Origin of the sequence: Thalassospira povalilytica (genome assembly GCF_002844235.1) — a bacterium.
Classification (GTDB): domain Bacteria; phylum Pseudomonadota; class Alphaproteobacteria; order Rhodospirillales; family Thalassospiraceae; genus Thalassospira; species Thalassospira povalilytica.
The window spans coordinates 168,224-185,142 of record NZ_PGTS01000003.1 but is presented as its reverse complement, the minus strand read 5'-3'; the positions used below and the strand labels follow the sequence as shown (position 1 = coordinate 185,142).

The following is a 16,919-nucleotide window of genomic DNA, read 5'->3' as shown; positions in this document are numbered from 1 at the left end:
AATCATCGCGCCTTGGGGTTAAAGAGTTTTAAAATCCCGACCAGTTTATCAGCAAAAATGCATCTTTTTGCATATTGATCGGAACGGGATGGCTTCAATGCGCCCTTTTCGCGATCAATCCGGCCCAGCGTCCCGGTGTCACGCCATAGGTCTGGCGAAAATGCCGATTGAAATGGCTTTGATCTGAAAACCCGGTTTCAGCCGCAATCCCGGCCAGCGGTTGTCCCAGAACCATCAATGCCCGGGCCTTTTGGAGGCGGCGCATCATCAGATAGCGATACGGGGTCGTGCCAAACCGGGCCCGGAAATGCCGGATCAGGCGATAGCGGTCCATATCGGCAATCTGTTCAAGTTCATCGGACTGGACCGGTCGGTCAAAATTGTCTTCCAGAAAGGCGCGGACCTGATCCATGCGCGCAGCGGCATTAAAGCGCGGTTGTTTTAACGGTGTTTTGCCATGAAGTGACAGGCGCTGAGCAATATCGGCGACAAACTGGTCACGCAGCATGGGATCAACATCGCAATCAAGTTCGCCCAGAACCGATGCCAGAACCGACCATAAAACCCGATCATTGATCACTGGTTCACCGACAAAGGGCAGGGGATCGGACTCATGGTCCAGACCGCCGCGTAAAAGCGCCGGTTCAAGATACAGCATACGGTATTGCAATCCGTCTTCGGTGCCCGCCCCGCCATCATGAATTTCGTCGGGATGCAGGATAATGACATTGCCCGGATTGCTGGCGCGAAATTCCCCGCGATAGTTAAAGGTTTGAACACCCTGCATGGTGATGCCCAGCGCATAGGTGTCATGGCGGTGCGGGCTGAACATATTGCCATAAAACCGGGCTTCGATCCGCTCGATCCCGTTGCTGGTCGGGGCGGCGATAAAGCGCTCATGCTTTTTGCACAAACGTTCAATACCGGGATCGGTGCTTTGATCTACTGCTTCTTTCATCACCTGATTATCCGACCCGTTGGAGAACGCATATGTTTGACACCAAAGTCGCGCTGGTCTTGCGCAATGATCTTGAAGCCTGGCAATCGCTGAATGTGACGGCCTTTCTGATGAGTGGCATCGTCGCCCAGACACCCGATATCATCGGCGAACCCTATGTCGATGCGAAGCAAAATATTTACAATCCGCTATCGCGGCAACCGGCGATTGTTCTGGCCGCAGACCAGGCGACCCTGACCAAAATCCATCGCCGGGTGCTTGATCGCGGTGTCAGGGCATCGGCCTATATCGAAGATATGTTTGCCACCGGCCATGACGCGGCCAATCGCGAAGTATTTGCCGCTGTCGATCCCGAACAGGCCAAATTTGTCGGCATTGGCATTCATGCAGACAAGCGCATTGTCGATAAAATCACCAAGGGCGCAAAGATGCATCCCTAGGGGCATGACGACGGTTGTAGCTAGCTGGCATGCCAGGCATTGCGAAGATGTTCGACCCGCACAAGACCGTGCACCATCATCAGATCGAAGCGAAGATCGCCGTCATGGCCAATTTGCCGGGCATAGCTTTCAAGGGCGCGGGCAATTCGGACCTGCTGACGGGGACGCAGTGCAAACAGCGCTGTTTCCCGGTTGGGCCGGTTTTTGACTTCGATTGCAATCAGGACTTTGCCGCGCCGGGCGATGATATCAATTTCACCGACCGGGCTTTTATGGCGCGTTGCAAGGATGCGATATCCCTTCAGGCGCAGAAACAGGGCACACAGCATTTCTGCGCGGCGTCCGGCCTTTTCCGCCCGCTTGCGACTTGATTGTTGATCAGGTGCGCGGCGGGTTCGGGGCATGGCTACTCCGTCTTGGCCAGTTCAAGGGCGCGATTGTAAAGATCACGCTTCTTAAGGCCGGTTTCGCGGGCCAGGATATCGGCGGCATCCTTGGTCCGATGGGTTTTGATCAGATCAAGCAGCCGCGCATCAATGTCTTCGGGGCTGGGTTCGTTATCCGCATCATTGGCCGGGCCGACAATGATCACGATTTCGCCCTTTGGGGCGCCGGCTTCTTCGTAATGGGTGGCAAGTTCATCAAGGGTGCCATTACGAACTTCTTCAAACATCTTGGTCAGTTCGCGGGTCACAGCGGCTTCGCGTGATCCGCCAAGAACCCGGGCCATATCGGCAAGGCTTGCGGCAAGACGTTTGGGACTTTCAAGAAAAATCAGGCTGCCCGGAATGGCGGTAAAACGGGTCAGTTCCTTTTGCCGGGCCATGGTTTTGGGCGGCAGGAAACCGGCATAAAAGAAATGATCGCTTGGCAATCCTGACAGGATCAACGCGACAATTGGCGAAGATGCGCCCGGTGCGGCCGTGACGTTAAAGCCTTCTGCCTTGCAATCACGTACAAGCTTGTAGCCCGGATCATTGATCAGGGGCGTTCCCGCATCGGAAATCAGCGCCAGTCCCTGACCCTTGCCAAGGCGTTCCATGATTTCGGGGCGCATCTTGGCGGCGTTATGTTCGTGATAGGCGATTCGCTTGGTCTTGACGCCATAGCGTGACAGCAATTTACCCGATGTCCGGGTATCCTCGCACAGGATAACATCGGCCCGTTTAAGGATTTCGAGCGCCCTGAACGTAATATCGCCCAAATTTCCGATTGGAGTAGCGACAAGATAAAGACCCGATGAAAGTGGCAAATGGCTTTCATCATGTTTACTTGCATCCTCGCCCGCATTACCCTGCGTGCGAAACGACTTATCTGGAGGTGAGAGTGGGTTGTCCGAAACGTCATCCGTCACAGAATCGGATGCAGAACGAGGCGCTGCCGCGTCAGGCGTTGCAGAATCTGAATGGGGGTTCGACCTGGGGCCGGATTGCACGCCGGACGGCATCAGTTATTGTCCTCTCTGTCGGGCTTGCCGCATGTAATGCGACCACGAGTATCACGGACCTGTTTGGTACGCAACGTGGCGCCCCGGTCGAAACAGCCAATCAACCTGCTGTCGACCCGACAGGCGCCCCTGATCAGGGGTTGATCCCTGATGCCAATCCATGGCCAAGTGACGCCGCCCTTCCCGAAGGCGAAGGTGTCGAACTGCCGACCCTTTATAACGACGAAGCCGCAGTCTTTGAAAAGCGGGTTGCGCTTTTGCTGCCGCTTTCCGGGCAGCATGCCGATCTTGGTCGTGCCATGCGCCATGCAGCCGAACTTGCAATGTTTGACATTGCCGGGGATGATTTTGTCCTGATGCCGATCGATACGGCGGGTACCTATCAGGGCGGGCAAAATGCCGCACGCCAGGCGGTTGATGCCGGCGCGAAAATGATCCTTGGTCCGCTGTTTTCCGAATCGGTCAGCGGGGCCAGCGAAGTTGCCAAGGCCGCCAATGTTCCGGTCATTGCCTTTTCCAACAACCGGCGTGTTGCTGAAAACGGTGTTTGGGTTAGTGGCCTGATCCCTGAAGACCAGATTGCACGTGCTGTCGGATATGCCACAACACAGGGCCATTTCCGGTTTGCCGCCCTGTTGCCGCAAAATGATTATGGTCGCCAGATCGCCAGCGCCCTGAACGGGGTGGTGTCGCGTGTTGGCGGATCGCTGGGACGGGTGGCGTTCTATCAGCCCGGCTCGGAAAGTCTGCAACAGACCATTCGCGATTTTGCCAATTACGATGCGCGTCGTGCCAATCTGCGTGCCCACAAGGCCCAGCTTGAAGCTGATGGCAGTGCCGGGGCAAAGCGGGCGCTGCGCCGTCTTGAAGGCGTCGATACCTTTGGCGAGCTTGATTTTGATGCGTTGATCCTGCCGGCAACCGGTGGCGATCTGCGTCAGGTATCGGCCCTGCTGGCCTATTTTGATATTGATCCGTCGGTTGTTCAGTTCATCGGGACCTTTGGCTGGAATGATCCCGGCTTGTTTGCGGAACCGGCTCTTAAGGGCGGTATTTTTGCCGCCCCCAATCCGGAAAACTGGAACCTGTTTGCCAACCGGTTTGAACGCACCTTTGGCAGCCAGCCGCCGCGCATTTCAAGTCTGGCCTATGACAGTGCGGCACTGGCGGCATTGATGGCGCGTGATGAAAACGGGATCACGCGCGATGCGCTGACCAATCCAAGCGGCTTTGTCGGGGTTGACGGGATTTTCCGTCTGACGGCTGATGGGCAGTCCGAACGCGGCTATGCCATCATGCAGATCCAGCCGGATGGTGCAAAGGTCATTGCGCCGGCGCCGGCAACCTTTGACCAGGTATTCTGATCTTCCGATCTGATGGATGCCTGGCCTGTTTTTAAACGCCTGCCGGATTATGCTTCGGCAGGCGTTTTGTCTTTGAAATTGCACAGATCATTGACGATGCAGTCGCCACAGCGTGGCTTGCGCGCCTTGCAGATATAGCGCCCGTGCAGGATCAGCCAGTGGTGGGCATGTGTCATGAAGCGTGCCGGCACCTTTTTCAAAAGAGCCTTTTCAACAGCCAGAACCGTTTTGCCATTGGCCATGCCGGTGCGATTGCCCAGCCGGAAAATGTGGGTATCAACCGCCATGGTATGTTCGCCCCAGGCGATATTGCGCACGACATTGGCGGTCTTGCGCCCGACACCGGGTAATTCTTCAAGGGCTTCCTGATCATTAGGAACCACCCCGCCATGCTTTTCGACCAGAATTTTGGCTGCTGCCATGACGTTCTTGGCCTTGCCGCGATAAAGCCCGATCGTCTTGATATGATCAATCAGTGCTTCTTCGCCCAGATCAAGCATGTCTTGGGGTGTTTCAACGATCTGAAACAGCTTTTTGGTCGCCTTGTTGACCCCGACATCGGTTGCCTGTGCCGACAGGGCAACAGCCACAAGCAGCGTATAGGGATTGGTGTAATCCAGTTCGCCTTTGGGTTCGGGATCAGCATCCGACAGACGCTGGAAAAATTCTTCAATGGCGGCTTTGCTCATCGGGCGGGCCATGGACTTTAGCTCTCTTTTTTTGGCGGGCTGTTTTCAGCCGATTTGGGGACGCACATGTGTCAAAGCATGGCATCCCTGATCCGATCTCCTGTGCGGACATTATATATAAGGGATAAGACGAAAAATCGAATTTTGATTGCACGACATTCTGTGCTGTACGCACCATATAAGGAAAACAGCAGCAGGCCCGTTCAGACATACAGGTAAGTAAAATGCCCGCCGTCCCGCGCAGTGCCAAGCCGATCTATCGGGTGGATTTGTTTCCGCCGCGGTCGCTTTCGCGCCGGGCTGCGCGCAATATTGTCCTGATGCTGGCTGCGTTGACGACAAGTATCGGTCTGGTTTTCTGGTCGGTCGGGGCCTGGCCGGTGATCGGGTTTCTCGGCGTGGATGTGGTGTTGCTGTCGCTGGCATTTCATTTCAGCTTCCGCTCGGCCCGGCAGGAAGAACGCATCGAACTCAGCCCGGCCAATCTTCGCGTAACCCGCATTTCGGTCCGCGGCGATCGTCAGGAATTTGATTTTCAGCCCTATTGGCTGCGCGTTGTTCTGGAACGCGGCGAAGACGATCAATGCGCGCTGTTTTTGCAAACACATGGCAAAAGCTTCGAAATTGCCGGCTTTTTGGGGGCAGATGAAAAGGCTGATCTGGCCAGTCAGCTCGAAGCGGTATTGCGCCACACCCGCTGTAATCCCTCGGATATTCCGCTTCAATCCCCGTAAAATTCTGTGATTTGACGGAATTGCAACCCGGTTATGAGCGATTTGAAAAGCCCGGTTTTGACACTGAAAATCGGCTCGAAATCGCCCAAATGGCGTGGCAATCGCGATGATATTGCCCGCGATTGGATAAAAATTGCATTTTTAAGGTAAAAAACACCCAAGATTCCCCTCTTTGACCGCTTGCGACTTTGTGGGGACTTTCATATATAGGTGCGCGGGGTCATGCAGAGACCCCAGAAAAATTACGTGTATTACAACCATTGGTCCCAGGAGGTCCTGCGCGGCGCTTCGGTTTGAAGGCTGCGGGACGGACCGGCCGCTAAAAGAGGAACTTACTATGGGCAAGATTATTGGTATCGACCTTGGCACCACCAACTCGTGCGTTGCAGTCATGGATGGCAAAGAAGGCCGTGTGATTGAAAACAGCGAAGGTGCCCGTACCACCCCGTCAATGGTCGCTTTCACCGACGATGGTGAACGCCTTGTCGGTCAGCCGGCGAAACGCCAGGCTGTGACCAACCCGGAAAATACCCTGTTTGCGATCAAGCGTCTGATCGGCCGTCGTTACGGCGATCCGGAAGTCGAAAAAGACAAAGACCTCGTGCCGTACAAAATCGTCTCGGGCGAAAACGGCGATGCATGGGTTGAAGTCAATGGCGAGAAAATGGCACCGAGCCAGATCGCAGCTATGGTTCTTCAGAAAATGAAGGAAACCGCAGAAGCCCATCTGGGTGAGCCGGTGACCGAAGCCGTGATTACCGTTCCGGCATATTTCAACGACTCCCAGCGCCAGGCGACCAAAGACGCCGGCAAGATCGCGGGTCTTGAAGTCAAACGTATCATCAACGAGCCGACCGCGGCAGCCCTGGCCTATGGCCTGGACAAGAAAGACGGCGGCACCGTGGTTGTTTATGACCTTGGTGGCGGTACCTTCGACGTTTCTGTTCTTGAAATCGGCGATGGCGTTTTCGAAGTGAAATCGACCAATGGTGATACCTTCCTTGGTGGTGAAGACTTCGACAAACAGATCATTGATTACCTTGCTGACGAGTTCAAAAAGGAACAGCAGATCGACCTGCGCAAGGACCGTCTGGCTCTGCAGCGTCTGAAAGAAGCTGCTGAAAAAGCCAAGATCGAACTGTCCTCGTCGATGCAGACCGATGTGAACCTGCCGTTCATCACCGCTGATGCATCCGGTCCGAAGCACCTGAACATCAAGCTGTCGCGTGCGAAGCTTGAAGGTCTGGTTTCCGATCTGATCGAACGCACCATGACCCCGTGTAAAGCCGCCCTCAAGGATGCCGGCATTACCGCAGGTGAAATTGACGACGTCATTCTGGTCGGCGGCATGACCCGTATGCCGAAGGTCCAGGAACGCGTTAAGGAGTTCTTCGGTCGTGAACCGCACAAAGGTGTGAACCCGGACGAAGTTGTTGCCCTTGGTGCCGCAATTCAGGGTGGTGTTCTGCAGGGTGACGTCAAAGACGTTCTTCTGCTCGACGTGACCCCGCTGTCGCTTGGTATCGAAACCCTTGGCGGTGTGTTCACCCGCCTGATCGACCGTAACACCACGATCCCGACCCGCAAGTCGCAGACCTTCTCGACCGCTGAAGACAACCAGACGGCCGTGACCATCCGCGTCTTCCAGGGTGAACGTGAAATGGCGGCTGATAACAAGATGCTCGGCCAGTTTGATCTGGTTGGTATCCCGCCGGCACCGCGCGGTGTTCCGCAGATCGAAGTGACCTTTGACATTGATGCCAACGGTATCGTCAACGTGTCGGCCAAAGACAAGGCGACCAACAAGGAACAGCAGATCCGTATTCAGGCATCTGGTGGTCTTTCGGATGACGAAATCGAAAACATGGTCAAGGATGCGGAAAGCAACGCCGAAGCCGATAAGAAGCGCAAGGCACTTGTCGAAGCCCGTAACCAGGCAGAAGCCGTCATTCACGCCACCGAAAAGAACCTTAACGAGCATGGTGACAAGGTTGATGACTCAACCAAGTCCGACATCGAAAACGCTCTGTCGGCTTTGAAAGAAGCCAAAGACGGTGACGATGCCGAAGCCATCAACGCCAAGGTCAATGAACTTCAGCAGGCTGCAATGAAACTTGGCGAAGCCATGTATCAGGCACAGCAGGCCGAAGAAGGTGCCGAAGGTGATGCAGGCGCATCCGCGTCCCAGGCCGATGACGGCGTTGTTGATGCCGACTTCGAAGAAGTCGATGACAACAAAAAAGACAAGTAAGACGACCGCAGAGGTCGTCTTGAACGACGCCCTGTAAAGAAAAATCGGGCCGTTCCGGACGCAAGGATTGCGGGAACGGCCCGACCGTATTTCGGAGTTACAGATGGCGAAAGAAGATTTTTACGAGCTGTTGGGTGTTTCGAAAGGCGCCAGCGCAGCGGAGCTGAAAAGCGCCTATCGTAAAAAAGCGATGCAGTATCACCCGGACAAGAACCCGGGCGATGCCGAAGCCGAAGTAAAATTCAAACAGGTCAACGAAGCGTACGAAGTTCTCAAGGACGACGAAAAACGCGCAGCCTATGACCGTTTCGGTCACGCAGCCTTTGAACAGGGCGGCCCCGGTGGCGGTGGCGGCTTTGGCGGTGGTTTCGGTGGCGGCGGGTTTGCCGACGTCTTTGACGAGATCTTTGGTGCGATGGGCGGTGGACGCCGTGGTGGCGGGTCATCGCGCGGGGCGGACCTGCGCTATAATATGGCGATCACGCTTGAAGAAGCGTTCGAAGGCAAAAAGGCCGAGATCACCATTCCAGGTTCGGTGTCCTGTGAAAAATGCGATGGCACCGGCGCCGAAGCAGGCTCACAGCCGGTCAATTGCCCGACCTGTAACGGTCACGGCAAGGTCCGCGCACAGCAGGGCTTCTTTACCATTGAACGCACCTGCCCGAGCTGTCATGGCAAAGGCAAGATCATCAAGAATCCGTGCAAATCCTGTCACGGTGTTGGTCGCGTTGAAAAGGAAAAGACCCTTCAGGTCACCATTCCGGCCGGTGTCGAGGATGGTACGCGCATCCGTCTGGCGGGCGAAGGCGAAGCAGGAACAAACGGGGCACCTCCGGGTGATCTCTATATCTTCCTTGATATCGCCCATCATCGCTTCTTCCAGCGCGAAAGTGCCAACCTTTATTGCCGGATTCCGATCCCGATGAGCAAGGCTGCCCTTGGCGGCACCATCGAGGTCCCGACGATCGAAGGCACGCGCACGCGGATCAACATTCCAGCCGGGACCCAGTCGGGTCAGCAGCTTCGTCTGCGCGGCAAGGGCATGACCATCCTGCGTTCGCAGGCCCGCGGTGACATGTTTGTTGAAATCAGTGTCGAAACGCCGGTCAATCTGACAGAACGTCAGAAGGAACTGCTTGAAGAATTCGACGAAATTTCCCGCGAAGAGGGCTCAAGCCCGGAAAGCGAAGGCTTCTTTTCCAAGATGAAGGAAATCTGGAAAGATCTGACGGACTAAGGTCAGCATCGCTTCAATGAAACGACACGATCAAAACCCCTGACATGCCGGTCAGGGGTTTTGTTTTGCCTGACCGGGGGCTTGTGATAAAGCAAAGGCATAATTTGCAAGCTTTGTTGCTAGGAGACCGGAAATGAAGATCGGGATTGTTGGATGTGCGGGCCGGATGGGCCGGATGCTGGTGAATGAAACTGCCAAAACCAAGGGCTGCGAAGTCGGTGGCGGTACGGATCTTCCCGGAAGCCCGTTCATTGGCAAGGACATCACCCTGATTGCCGGTCTGGAAGAAAGCGGCGTTCTGGTCGGAGATGACGCCAGGGCCTTGTTCGAAGCCGTCGATGCGGTGATTGATTTCACCGCCCCGGCCGCAACCATGAAACATGCGCAGCTGGCTGCTGAAACCGGGACGATCCTTGTGATCGGAACCACCGGGCTTTCCAATGATCAAAAGGACGAGCTGAAAGTTGCCGCCCAGAAGGCCCCGATCATCTTTGCGCCGAATATGAGTGTCGGCGTGAACCTTGCCTTCGCACTGGTCGAAAAGGTCGCAAGTGTCCTGGACAAGGATGTGGCCGATATCGAAATCGTCGAAATGCATCACAAGCACAAGGTCGATGCGCCTTCGGGCACAGCACTTGGCCTTGGTGAGGCCGCGGCAAAAGGCCGGGGTGTCAAACTTGACGATGTGGCGGTTCGCACCCGTGACGGCCATACCGGGGCGCGTGAAGACGGTACCATCGGCTTTGCAACGCTTCGCGGGGGCGATGTGGTTGGCGATCACACGGTTATCTTTGCCTGTGAAGGCGAACGCATCGAGATCACCCACAAGGCATCATCGCGCGAAGTCTTTGCCAAGGGCGCCGTGCGCGCTGCCAAATGGGCCGAGGGCAAGGCACCTGGCCTTTATTCCATGCGCGAAGTGCTGGGCCTTTGAAGTTCTGGGCCTTTAAGGTTTTACAATCGTCAATCAATCAAAAAGGCCGGGGATATCCCCGGCCTTTTTGCGTTTGGGTTCGGTCTGAAAACGCCGGTTAATGCGCATCCGCCCAGCTATCGCCGATACCGGCGTCGGCAATCAGCGGTACGGACAGATGGGCCGCATTTTCCATGACGTTACGGATGACCTTGATGGCTTTTTCTGCCTCGTCTTCCGGGGCTTCAAAGATCAATTCATCGTGGACCTGCAACAGCATGCGGGTCTTGAGGCCGGCATCAAGCAGCGCACCGGGTACCGCGATCATCGCGCGTTTGATGATGTCGGCAGCACCGCCCTGAATCGGGGCGTTGATCGCCGCACGTTCGCCAAAGCTTCTGCGCATGCCGTTTTTGTCATTGATGCCGCTGATATGGATATGGCGACCAAACAGCGTACGGACAAAACCGTGTTTGGTGGCGAATTCCTTGGCCTGATCCATATAGTCGCGAATGCCCGGATAAATCTCGAAATAGGCATCGATAAAGGCCTTGGCCTCTTTTTGCGGAATGCCAAGCTGATTGGCCAGACCAAAGGCCGAAATGCCGTAAATGATGCCGAAGTTGATCGCCTTGGCCTTGCGGCGAACCATCGGGTCCATGCCTTCGATTGGCACGCCAAAGACCTTGGATGCGGTCGCGGCGTGGATATCCTCGCCGTTTTTGAAGGCTTCACGCAGGGCGTCGATTTCGGCCACATGGGCAAGAAGACGCAATTCGATCTGCGAATAGTCGGCAGAAATAAGCTTGTGGCCCGGCTCTGCGACAAAGGCAGTACGGATTTTACGGCCTTCTTCGCTTCGGATCGGAATGTTTTGCAGGTTCGGATCATTGGATGACAAACGCCCGGTATTGACGTTAGTCTGACCGTAACTGGTGTGCACACGACCGGTTTGCGGGTTGATATGGTTGGCAAGCGCGTCGGTATAGGTGCTTTTGAGTTTCGAAAGCTGACGCCATTCCAAAAGCTTGGCCGGAAGATCATGCCCCTGTGCTGCCAGGGCTTCCAGAACATCTGCCCCGGTTTGCCAGGCACCGGTTTTGGTCTTTTTACCGCCCGGCAGGCTCATTTTATCAAACAGGATTTCGCCGAGCTGCTTGGGACTGCCGAGATTGAACGGCTCCCCGGCCATTTCATGGATGGTAACTTCAAGACTTGCCATGCGTTTGGCGAAATCATCCGACAGGTTTTTCAGGATTTCGGCATCGACCTTGACGCCCAGGCTTTCCATCTTTGCCAGAACCGGCACCAGCGGCCGGTCAAGGGTTTCATAGACACTTGCCATATGTTCCTGTGCGATGCGCGGCTTCAGCAGGCGATGCAGACGCAATGTAATATCCGCATCCTCGGCCGCGTAATCGAGGGCCTTGTCCAGCGGTACCTGATCAAAGGTGATCTGGGTTTTGCCCGATCCGCAAACATCGGAAAACTTGATCGGTTTATAATCAAGATGCAATTCGGCCAGCTCGTCCATGCCGTGACCATGGCTGGTCCCGTCAAGCACATAGGACAGAACCATGGTGTCGTCCATCGGTGCGACATCGATGCCATGGCGGGCCAGAACGATCATGTCATATTTCAGGTTCTGACCAACCTTGAGCACGCCGGGGTCTTCGAGCAGGGGTTTGAGAAGCTCTATCGCGCGTTCAAGCTTGATCTGCTTGGGGGCGTCGCTGCTTTGTTCGGGGGTGTCGCCGAAGTCAAAGCCACCCTGTGCTTCGCCGCTGACATGGCCAAGCGGGATATAGCAGCCATTGCCCGGTTCGGTCGAAAGCGAGATGCCGACAAGTTTGGCCTGATGGGCATCAAGTGATGTGGTTTCGGTATCAACCGCCACGGTGCCAAGATATTCGGCCTCCGCAATCCAGTGCTTTAGACGTTCTTCATCCTGCACCAGTTCATATTCGGCCTTTTCGACCTTGATATCATTGACACCAATGCCGAGTTGGCTCGGGCTTTCAAATTCAACATCGCCGCCAAACTTGGCTTTTACTTTAGAAAGCAGTGATTTAAAGCCGTGACTTGCGATGAAGCTTAAAAGAACTTCCGGATCGGGTTCTTTCAGGTCGAAATCATCAAGGTCCTCAACCACGGGCACGTCGGTTTTAAGGGTCACCAGATCGCGTGAAATGCGGGCAAGTTCGGCATTCTCGATCAGCTTTTCGCGACGCTTGGGCTGTTTGATTTCGCCAGCGCGCTCAAGTAGAGAATCAAGATCACCATATTCATCAATAAGTTGGGCGGCAGTTTTGACACCAATGCCCGGTACGCCGGGTACGTTGTCAACGGAATCGCCCGCAAGTGCCTGAATATCAATGACCTTATCCGGCGCGACGCCGAATTTTTCCATGACTTCGGCAGCCCCGATGGTGCGATTCTTCATCGCATCAAACATTTGCACCTTGTCTGTAACAAGTTGCATCAGGTCCTTGTCCGAAGACACGATAATCACATCAGAACCCTGTGCCTCGGCCTGGCGGGCATAGGTGGCGATCAGATCGTCGGCCTCATAGCCTTCGAGCTCGATCGAGGGCAGGTTAAAGGCGCGCGTCGCGTCACGGATCAAACCGAATTGCGGTACCAGTTCTTCGGGGGGCGGCGGGCGGTGGGCCTTGTAGTCGGCATAGAAATCGTTGCGGAATGACTTGCCCTTGGTGTCGAAAATGACTGCCATATGGTCGGGCTTGGTATCTTCGCGCAGCTTCATCAACATGGTGCAGAAGCCATATACCGCATTGACCGGGGTCCCGTCGGGACTTGTCATCGGCGGCAGGGCATGGAAAGCGCGGAAAATAAAGCCGGAACCGTCAACCAGTACCACGCGGCGCGGCGGATTGCCGGCGGATGTATTGGTGTTGGACGGGGCAGATTCAGTCATACGTTTCGTGCTCTTGTCTGGAGGAAAATCATGCTTCGCAGAATGCCCGATCCGCGCCGCCAAGTCGAGCATAGCCTGTGGGCATTGGCCAAAAAGCCCGGGGCTCCTGACAAGTACTGGCATCAGTATTGTATGATGATTGTTTAGGTAATCCGATAACATTTCGATATCAGAACAAATAAGATAACATGCGGATTTCCGAAGATTTATTCCCGATGGTCTGTTTGTGCTTATCAGGGTCGGTCGGGATTGCTATGGTAAGTTGAAAAGTTAATCCCAAGGGACATGGGAGAACGGGTTCGTGGCCCGGAAATCAGCCAAACCGATTTTTACCCCCAAGGGTATCGGGGTAGAAACCGCCGGTCCGGTGCGTGAGCTTTCAGAAGATATGAAGCTTTCCTCCCGGCAGCGGAAAAAAAACAAATCAGGTCGCCGCGGCAGCGCGGGCGAGACGGGATGGCGCAGGTTTTTTCGCGTCAGTGTCTGGCTGCGTTTTATCCTGACATTTGGCAGTTTCGGCCTGATCGTGCATGGCCTGTTCACGGCCTTTGGCATTTATGAACGCAATCAGAAGCTTGCCAATTTTGATCATTTCATTTTGCTGATCAAACTCGTGGTGTTTGTCGCGCTGATGTATCTGTTTTATGCCATGCTGATGCATTACGGACCGATCCGTCACAAGGTGCGCAGCATCTTTTTCCTGGCACTTGCCCCGGTCGCAGCCCTTTGTATTTTCATGATTTATGGCGGCGGTCAGGTGTTCGGAACCTTTGTCCCGGTTGTGCAGTTCCTGACCCTGACCATCGGGGTCGGGGGATTTTTGCTTTATGTTCTGGGATATACTTGGGTGACCGGCCAGAAGGTAAAGCGTGAAAACGCAAAATATGGCGATCTTGACCGATCACGCGATGGCCACAACCATGGTGGCGACAATGGCTTGCCCCCGCCGCTCAAGGGGGACCGTCGACAGACCTACAAGGCCGGAAATCTGCGGTTGCGGCGAACCGATGGCGGCAATGATGATGGCAGTGCGCGGTCCGCGAATGGCACCGGTCCAAAGGTTCGCCTGCCGGATGTCTGATGCCGGGCTTTGGCGACCTGCTATATCGTCAAATTTTCCCGGTCGATAACGATTTATCGACCAGCAGGGCAAGGAGGCCACAATGGGCCGTGACCTGGTTTTCATTCACAGTGCCGGTCCCCAGGGCGGGAACAATGGCAGTACACGGTTTGTCGCGCGGCTGAAAGACCGGCTGGGTGGAAACTTCACCCTGTCAGCCCCGGCGATGCCCGATCCCGAACGCCCCGATATCAATCAATGGCTTGGCGGGATCGAAAAGGCCGTTTCACAGGCAGCCCCGGGGCTTGTTTTGGTCGGGCATTCGCTTGGCGGGTCGACAATCTTACAATTTCTGGCACGCAATCCGGAAATCTGGCGCGAAAACAGCCATTTATCAGCTGTTTTCATCATCGCATCGCCATTTTGGGGCCTAACAGACTGGGAAATAGATGAATTCACCCTGACCAAGGATGAAGTTCGTATTTTAGGTGATTGTAAAGTAATCCATTTTTGTCACAGCCGTGATGACCGGATTGTCGGGTTTGACCATTTCCAAACTTATGTAAACCGGCTGCCAGCCGCCGGGAAAATCGTCCTGGAATCGGCCGGTCACTTGTTATTGGATGGTGATATTGACAGTCTGGTTAAGGAAATTCTGATATATGGCTGATTAGCCGTGATTTTCAAGAATCAGGCCGGCCAGATATAGTGATCCAAGGATCAATACCCGTTTCGGGGCGGGGCAGGTCGACAGCAATGCTGCCAAAGCATCACCGAAATCATCACAGGCATAGGCTGCATCGATACCGCAGGTCTTGGCAGCATCGCGAAGTGTTGTCGGCAGATGTGCCTGATGTTCACCGGGGATCGGCACACCGGCAAGTGCTGTAATCTGCTTGGCAAGCGGTTTTAGAAACGCCACCGCATCGCGGTTATCAAGCATCCCCATCATGATGACGGTATTGCCGGCGTCCTGACGCGACAGCCAGTCGGAAATGGCTTCTGCGGCGGCGATATTATGCCCGCCATCCAAAATCAGCTCACACCCGTCAGGAAGCGCATCAAAGAGCGGCCCAGAAGTCAGTTTCTGCAACCGGGCCGGCCAGCGTGCCGTTGTCAGGCCACGGGCCAGAATATCGACATTCTTGCCATCACAGCCCGGAATGCCGGCCTTGCGCACCGCGGCAATCGCCGTTGCGGCATTGACGAACTGATGACGCCCCGGCAATGCCGGCAACGGAAGGTCGATATGATCGCCTTCGATGCGCATGGTAAACCCGTCGGCGCGTTCATCCGATACTTCGAAATTGCAAAATACCGGGGCCTTGATCGCATTGGCGTGGGTGACAAGGGTGTTGAAGGCTTCAAGCATCTGTGGTGCCAGAATGCTGACCACACCGGGTTTCATGATCCCGGCCTTTTCAAAGGCGATTTTGGCAATGGTATCGCCAAGGAATCCCTGATGATCAAGCGATACCGGCGTAATGACCGTCGCAGCAGGCTTGTCAATCACGTTGGAAGCATCAACCCGCCCGCCAAGTCCGGTTTCAAGGATCAGGACATCAGCAGGGCTGCGCGCAAATGCAAGGAATGCAGCAGCCTGGGTGATTTCAAAGAATGTGATGGATTCGCCGTCATTGACCGTTTCGACTTCTTCAAGAAGGTCACACAGCGCATCTTCGGAAATCATGTCACCGGCAAGGGTAATGCGTTCATGGAAACGCACCAGATGCGGGGATGTCGAACAATGGACCTTCAGTCCGGCGGCCTCATAGATGGCGCGCAGATAGGCCTGGGTGGAGCCTTTGCCATTTGTGCCGGCAAGATGAATGACCGGCGGCAAGGAAAGGTGCGGATTACCCAGCTTGTTCAGAAGCCGGGAAATCCGCCCTAGCGAAAGATCGATGACTTTCGGGTGCAGCTTGCCAAGGCGAGCAAGAATTGCGTCGCTTCGGGCCAAGTTACTTGTCCGCGTTCGAAGTCTTGGACTTGGACGTCTTGGCTTTGGCGTCCTTGATCGGAACGATGCTTGCACCCGGTTTGGTGCGGCGGATCATGTCGATCAGGCGGCCAAAGGTCGCGTTCAGTTCATTACGCGGAACGACCATATCGACCATGCCGTGTTCCAGAAGGTATTCGGCCGTCTGGAAATCATCAGGCAGCTTTTCGCGGATGGTGCTTTCGATCACGCGACGACCGGCAAAGCCGATCTGCGCGCCCGGTTCTGCAACCTGGATATCGCCCAGCATGGCAAAGGATGCCGAAACACCGCCGGTGGTAGGATCGGTCAGCAGCACGAAATAGGGCAGGCCCTTTTCCTTGACCTTTTCGATGGCGGCCGTGGTACGGGCCATCTGCATCAGGCTGAGAATGCCTTCCTGCATACGTGCACCGCCCGATGCCGGAACAATGATCAGTGCCGCATCCTGAACGGTTGCCAGTTCGGCGGCGGCAACAATGCCTTCGCCAACGGCAATGCCCATCGACCCGCCCATGAAGGAGAAGTCAAACACGGCAATCACGGTCGGATGACCACCAACCTCACCATGGGCAACCGCCAGCGCATCCTTGAAGGTTGCCTTGGCCTGTGCCGCCTTGAGGCGATCGGTGTATTTTTTCTGATCACGGAATTTCAGCGGATCGACCGGAACATTCGGCAGTTCGATGGTCTGGTATTGACCCCCATCGAACAGGAGCTCAAGACGGTCCTTGGCGGAAATACGCATGTGATGACCGCAATGCTGGCAAACATGATTGTTCTTTGCCAGATCACGGTGAAAGATCATCTGTTCGCACGATTTGCATTTATGCCAAAGGTTCTCTGGCACATCTGGACGGCGAACGAGTTTCTGAATCTTTGGACGGACGAATTCAGTCAGCCACGACAT

Annotated in this window: 15 protein-coding genes; 8 read left to right on the top strand and 7 right to left on the bottom strand. The window is 55.2% G+C overall.

Annotated features, from left to right (window positions below):
* Positions 1–94: 94 nt before the first annotated feature.
* Positions 95–958, bottom strand: coding sequence for an AraC family transcriptional regulator (locus CU041_RS09250; RefSeq protein WP_101246621.1), 864 nt, complete (start codon positions 956–958; stop codon positions 95–97).
* 32 nt (positions 959–990) lie between these two features.
* On the opposite strand from CU041_RS09250, the gene CU041_RS09245 reads away from it, so the two are divergent.
* Entirely contained in the window at positions 991–1,398 is a 408-nt protein-coding gene (locus CU041_RS09245) for a DUF2000 family protein (protein WP_101246620.1), read from the top strand.
* A gap of 20 nt (positions 1,399–1,418) precedes the next feature.
* Here CU041_RS09245 and CU041_RS09240 read toward each other — a convergent pair whose 3' ends face one another.
* On the bottom strand, positions 1,419–1,802 hold the full coding sequence (locus CU041_RS09240) for a YraN family protein (protein WP_101246619.1): 384 nt from the start codon (positions 1,800–1,802) through the stop codon (positions 1,419–1,421).
* A gap of 2 nt (positions 1,803–1,804) precedes the next feature.
* Positions 1,805–2,752 (bottom strand): 16S rRNA (cytidine(1402)-2'-O)-methyltransferase, encoded by a 948-nt coding sequence (rsmI, locus tag CU041_RS09235; RefSeq protein ID WP_407702976.1) that lies wholly within the window; start codon positions 2,750–2,752, stop codon positions 1,805–1,807.
* Positions 2,753–2,760: 8 nt separating this feature from the next.
* Between rsmI and CU041_RS09230 the strand changes: the two genes are divergently transcribed.
* A complete protein-coding gene (locus CU041_RS09230) occupies positions 2,761–4,209 on the top strand; it encodes a penicillin-binding protein activator (RefSeq protein ID WP_233433057.1) in 1,449 nt (482 codons plus the stop codon).
* Between the two features lie 47 nt (positions 4,210–4,256).
* Here the strand turns inward: CU041_RS09230 and nth are convergent, their stop codons facing one another.
* Positions 4,257–4,898, bottom strand: a complete 642-nt coding sequence (gene nth / locus CU041_RS09225) for an endonuclease III (RefSeq protein ID WP_101246618.1) — start codon at positions 4,896–4,898, stop codon at positions 4,257–4,259.
* 224 nt (positions 4,899–5,122) lie between these two features.
* Between nth and CU041_RS09220 the strand changes: the two genes are divergently transcribed.
* From CU041_RS09220 to dapB, 4 genes are all read left to right on the top strand, one after another.
* Complete coding sequence (locus tag CU041_RS09220) at positions 5,123–5,632, top strand: DUF2244 domain-containing protein (protein ID WP_101246617.1); 510 nt, start codon at positions 5,123–5,125, stop codon at positions 5,630–5,632.
* A gap of 337 nt (positions 5,633–5,969) precedes the next feature.
* On the top strand, positions 5,970–7,883 hold the full coding sequence (dnaK, locus tag CU041_RS09215) for a molecular chaperone DnaK (protein ID WP_101246616.1): 1,914 nt from the start codon (positions 5,970–5,972) through the stop codon (positions 7,881–7,883).
* 103 nt (positions 7,884–7,986) lie between these two features.
* Positions 7,987–9,120, top strand: coding sequence for a molecular chaperone DnaJ (gene dnaJ / locus CU041_RS09210; RefSeq protein WP_101246615.1), 1,134 nt, complete (start codon positions 7,987–7,989; stop codon positions 9,118–9,120).
* A gap of 133 nt (positions 9,121–9,253) precedes the next feature.
* Entirely contained in the window at positions 9,254–10,054 is an 801-nt protein-coding gene (gene dapB, locus CU041_RS09205; protein WP_101246614.1) for a 4-hydroxy-tetrahydrodipicolinate reductase, read from the top strand.
* A gap of 97 nt (positions 10,055–10,151) precedes the next feature.
* On the opposite strand, the gene polA is transcribed toward dapB, so the two are convergent.
* A complete protein-coding gene (gene polA / locus CU041_RS09200) occupies positions 10,152–12,971 on the bottom strand; it encodes a DNA polymerase I (protein ID WP_101246613.1) in 2,820 nt (939 codons plus the stop codon).
* 301 nt (positions 12,972–13,272) lie between these two features.
* Between polA and CU041_RS09195 the strand changes: the two genes are divergently transcribed.
* Complete coding sequence (locus CU041_RS09195) at positions 13,273–14,052, top strand: hypothetical protein (protein WP_101246612.1); 780 nt, start codon at positions 13,273–13,275, stop codon at positions 14,050–14,052.
* A gap of 82 nt (positions 14,053–14,134) precedes the next feature.
* Positions 14,135–14,701, top strand: a complete 567-nt coding sequence (locus CU041_RS09190) for an alpha/beta hydrolase (RefSeq protein ID WP_101246611.1) — start codon at positions 14,135–14,137, stop codon at positions 14,699–14,701.
* Here the strand turns inward: CU041_RS09190 and CU041_RS09185 are convergent, their stop codons facing one another.
* Both CU041_RS09185 and accD read right to left on the bottom strand, forming a co-directional pair.
* The gene (locus CU041_RS09185; protein ID WP_101246610.1) at positions 14,702–15,991 is read right to left on the bottom strand and encodes a bifunctional folylpolyglutamate synthase/dihydrofolate synthase; all 1,290 of its coding nucleotides are present in this window, start codon (positions 15,989–15,991) and stop codon (positions 14,702–14,704) included.
* Position 15,992: 1 nt separating this feature from the next.
* The gene (gene accD / locus CU041_RS09180) at positions 15,993–16,919 is read right to left on the bottom strand and encodes an acetyl-CoA carboxylase, carboxyltransferase subunit beta (RefSeq protein WP_101246609.1); all 927 of its coding nucleotides are present in this window, start codon (positions 16,917–16,919) and stop codon (positions 15,993–15,995) included.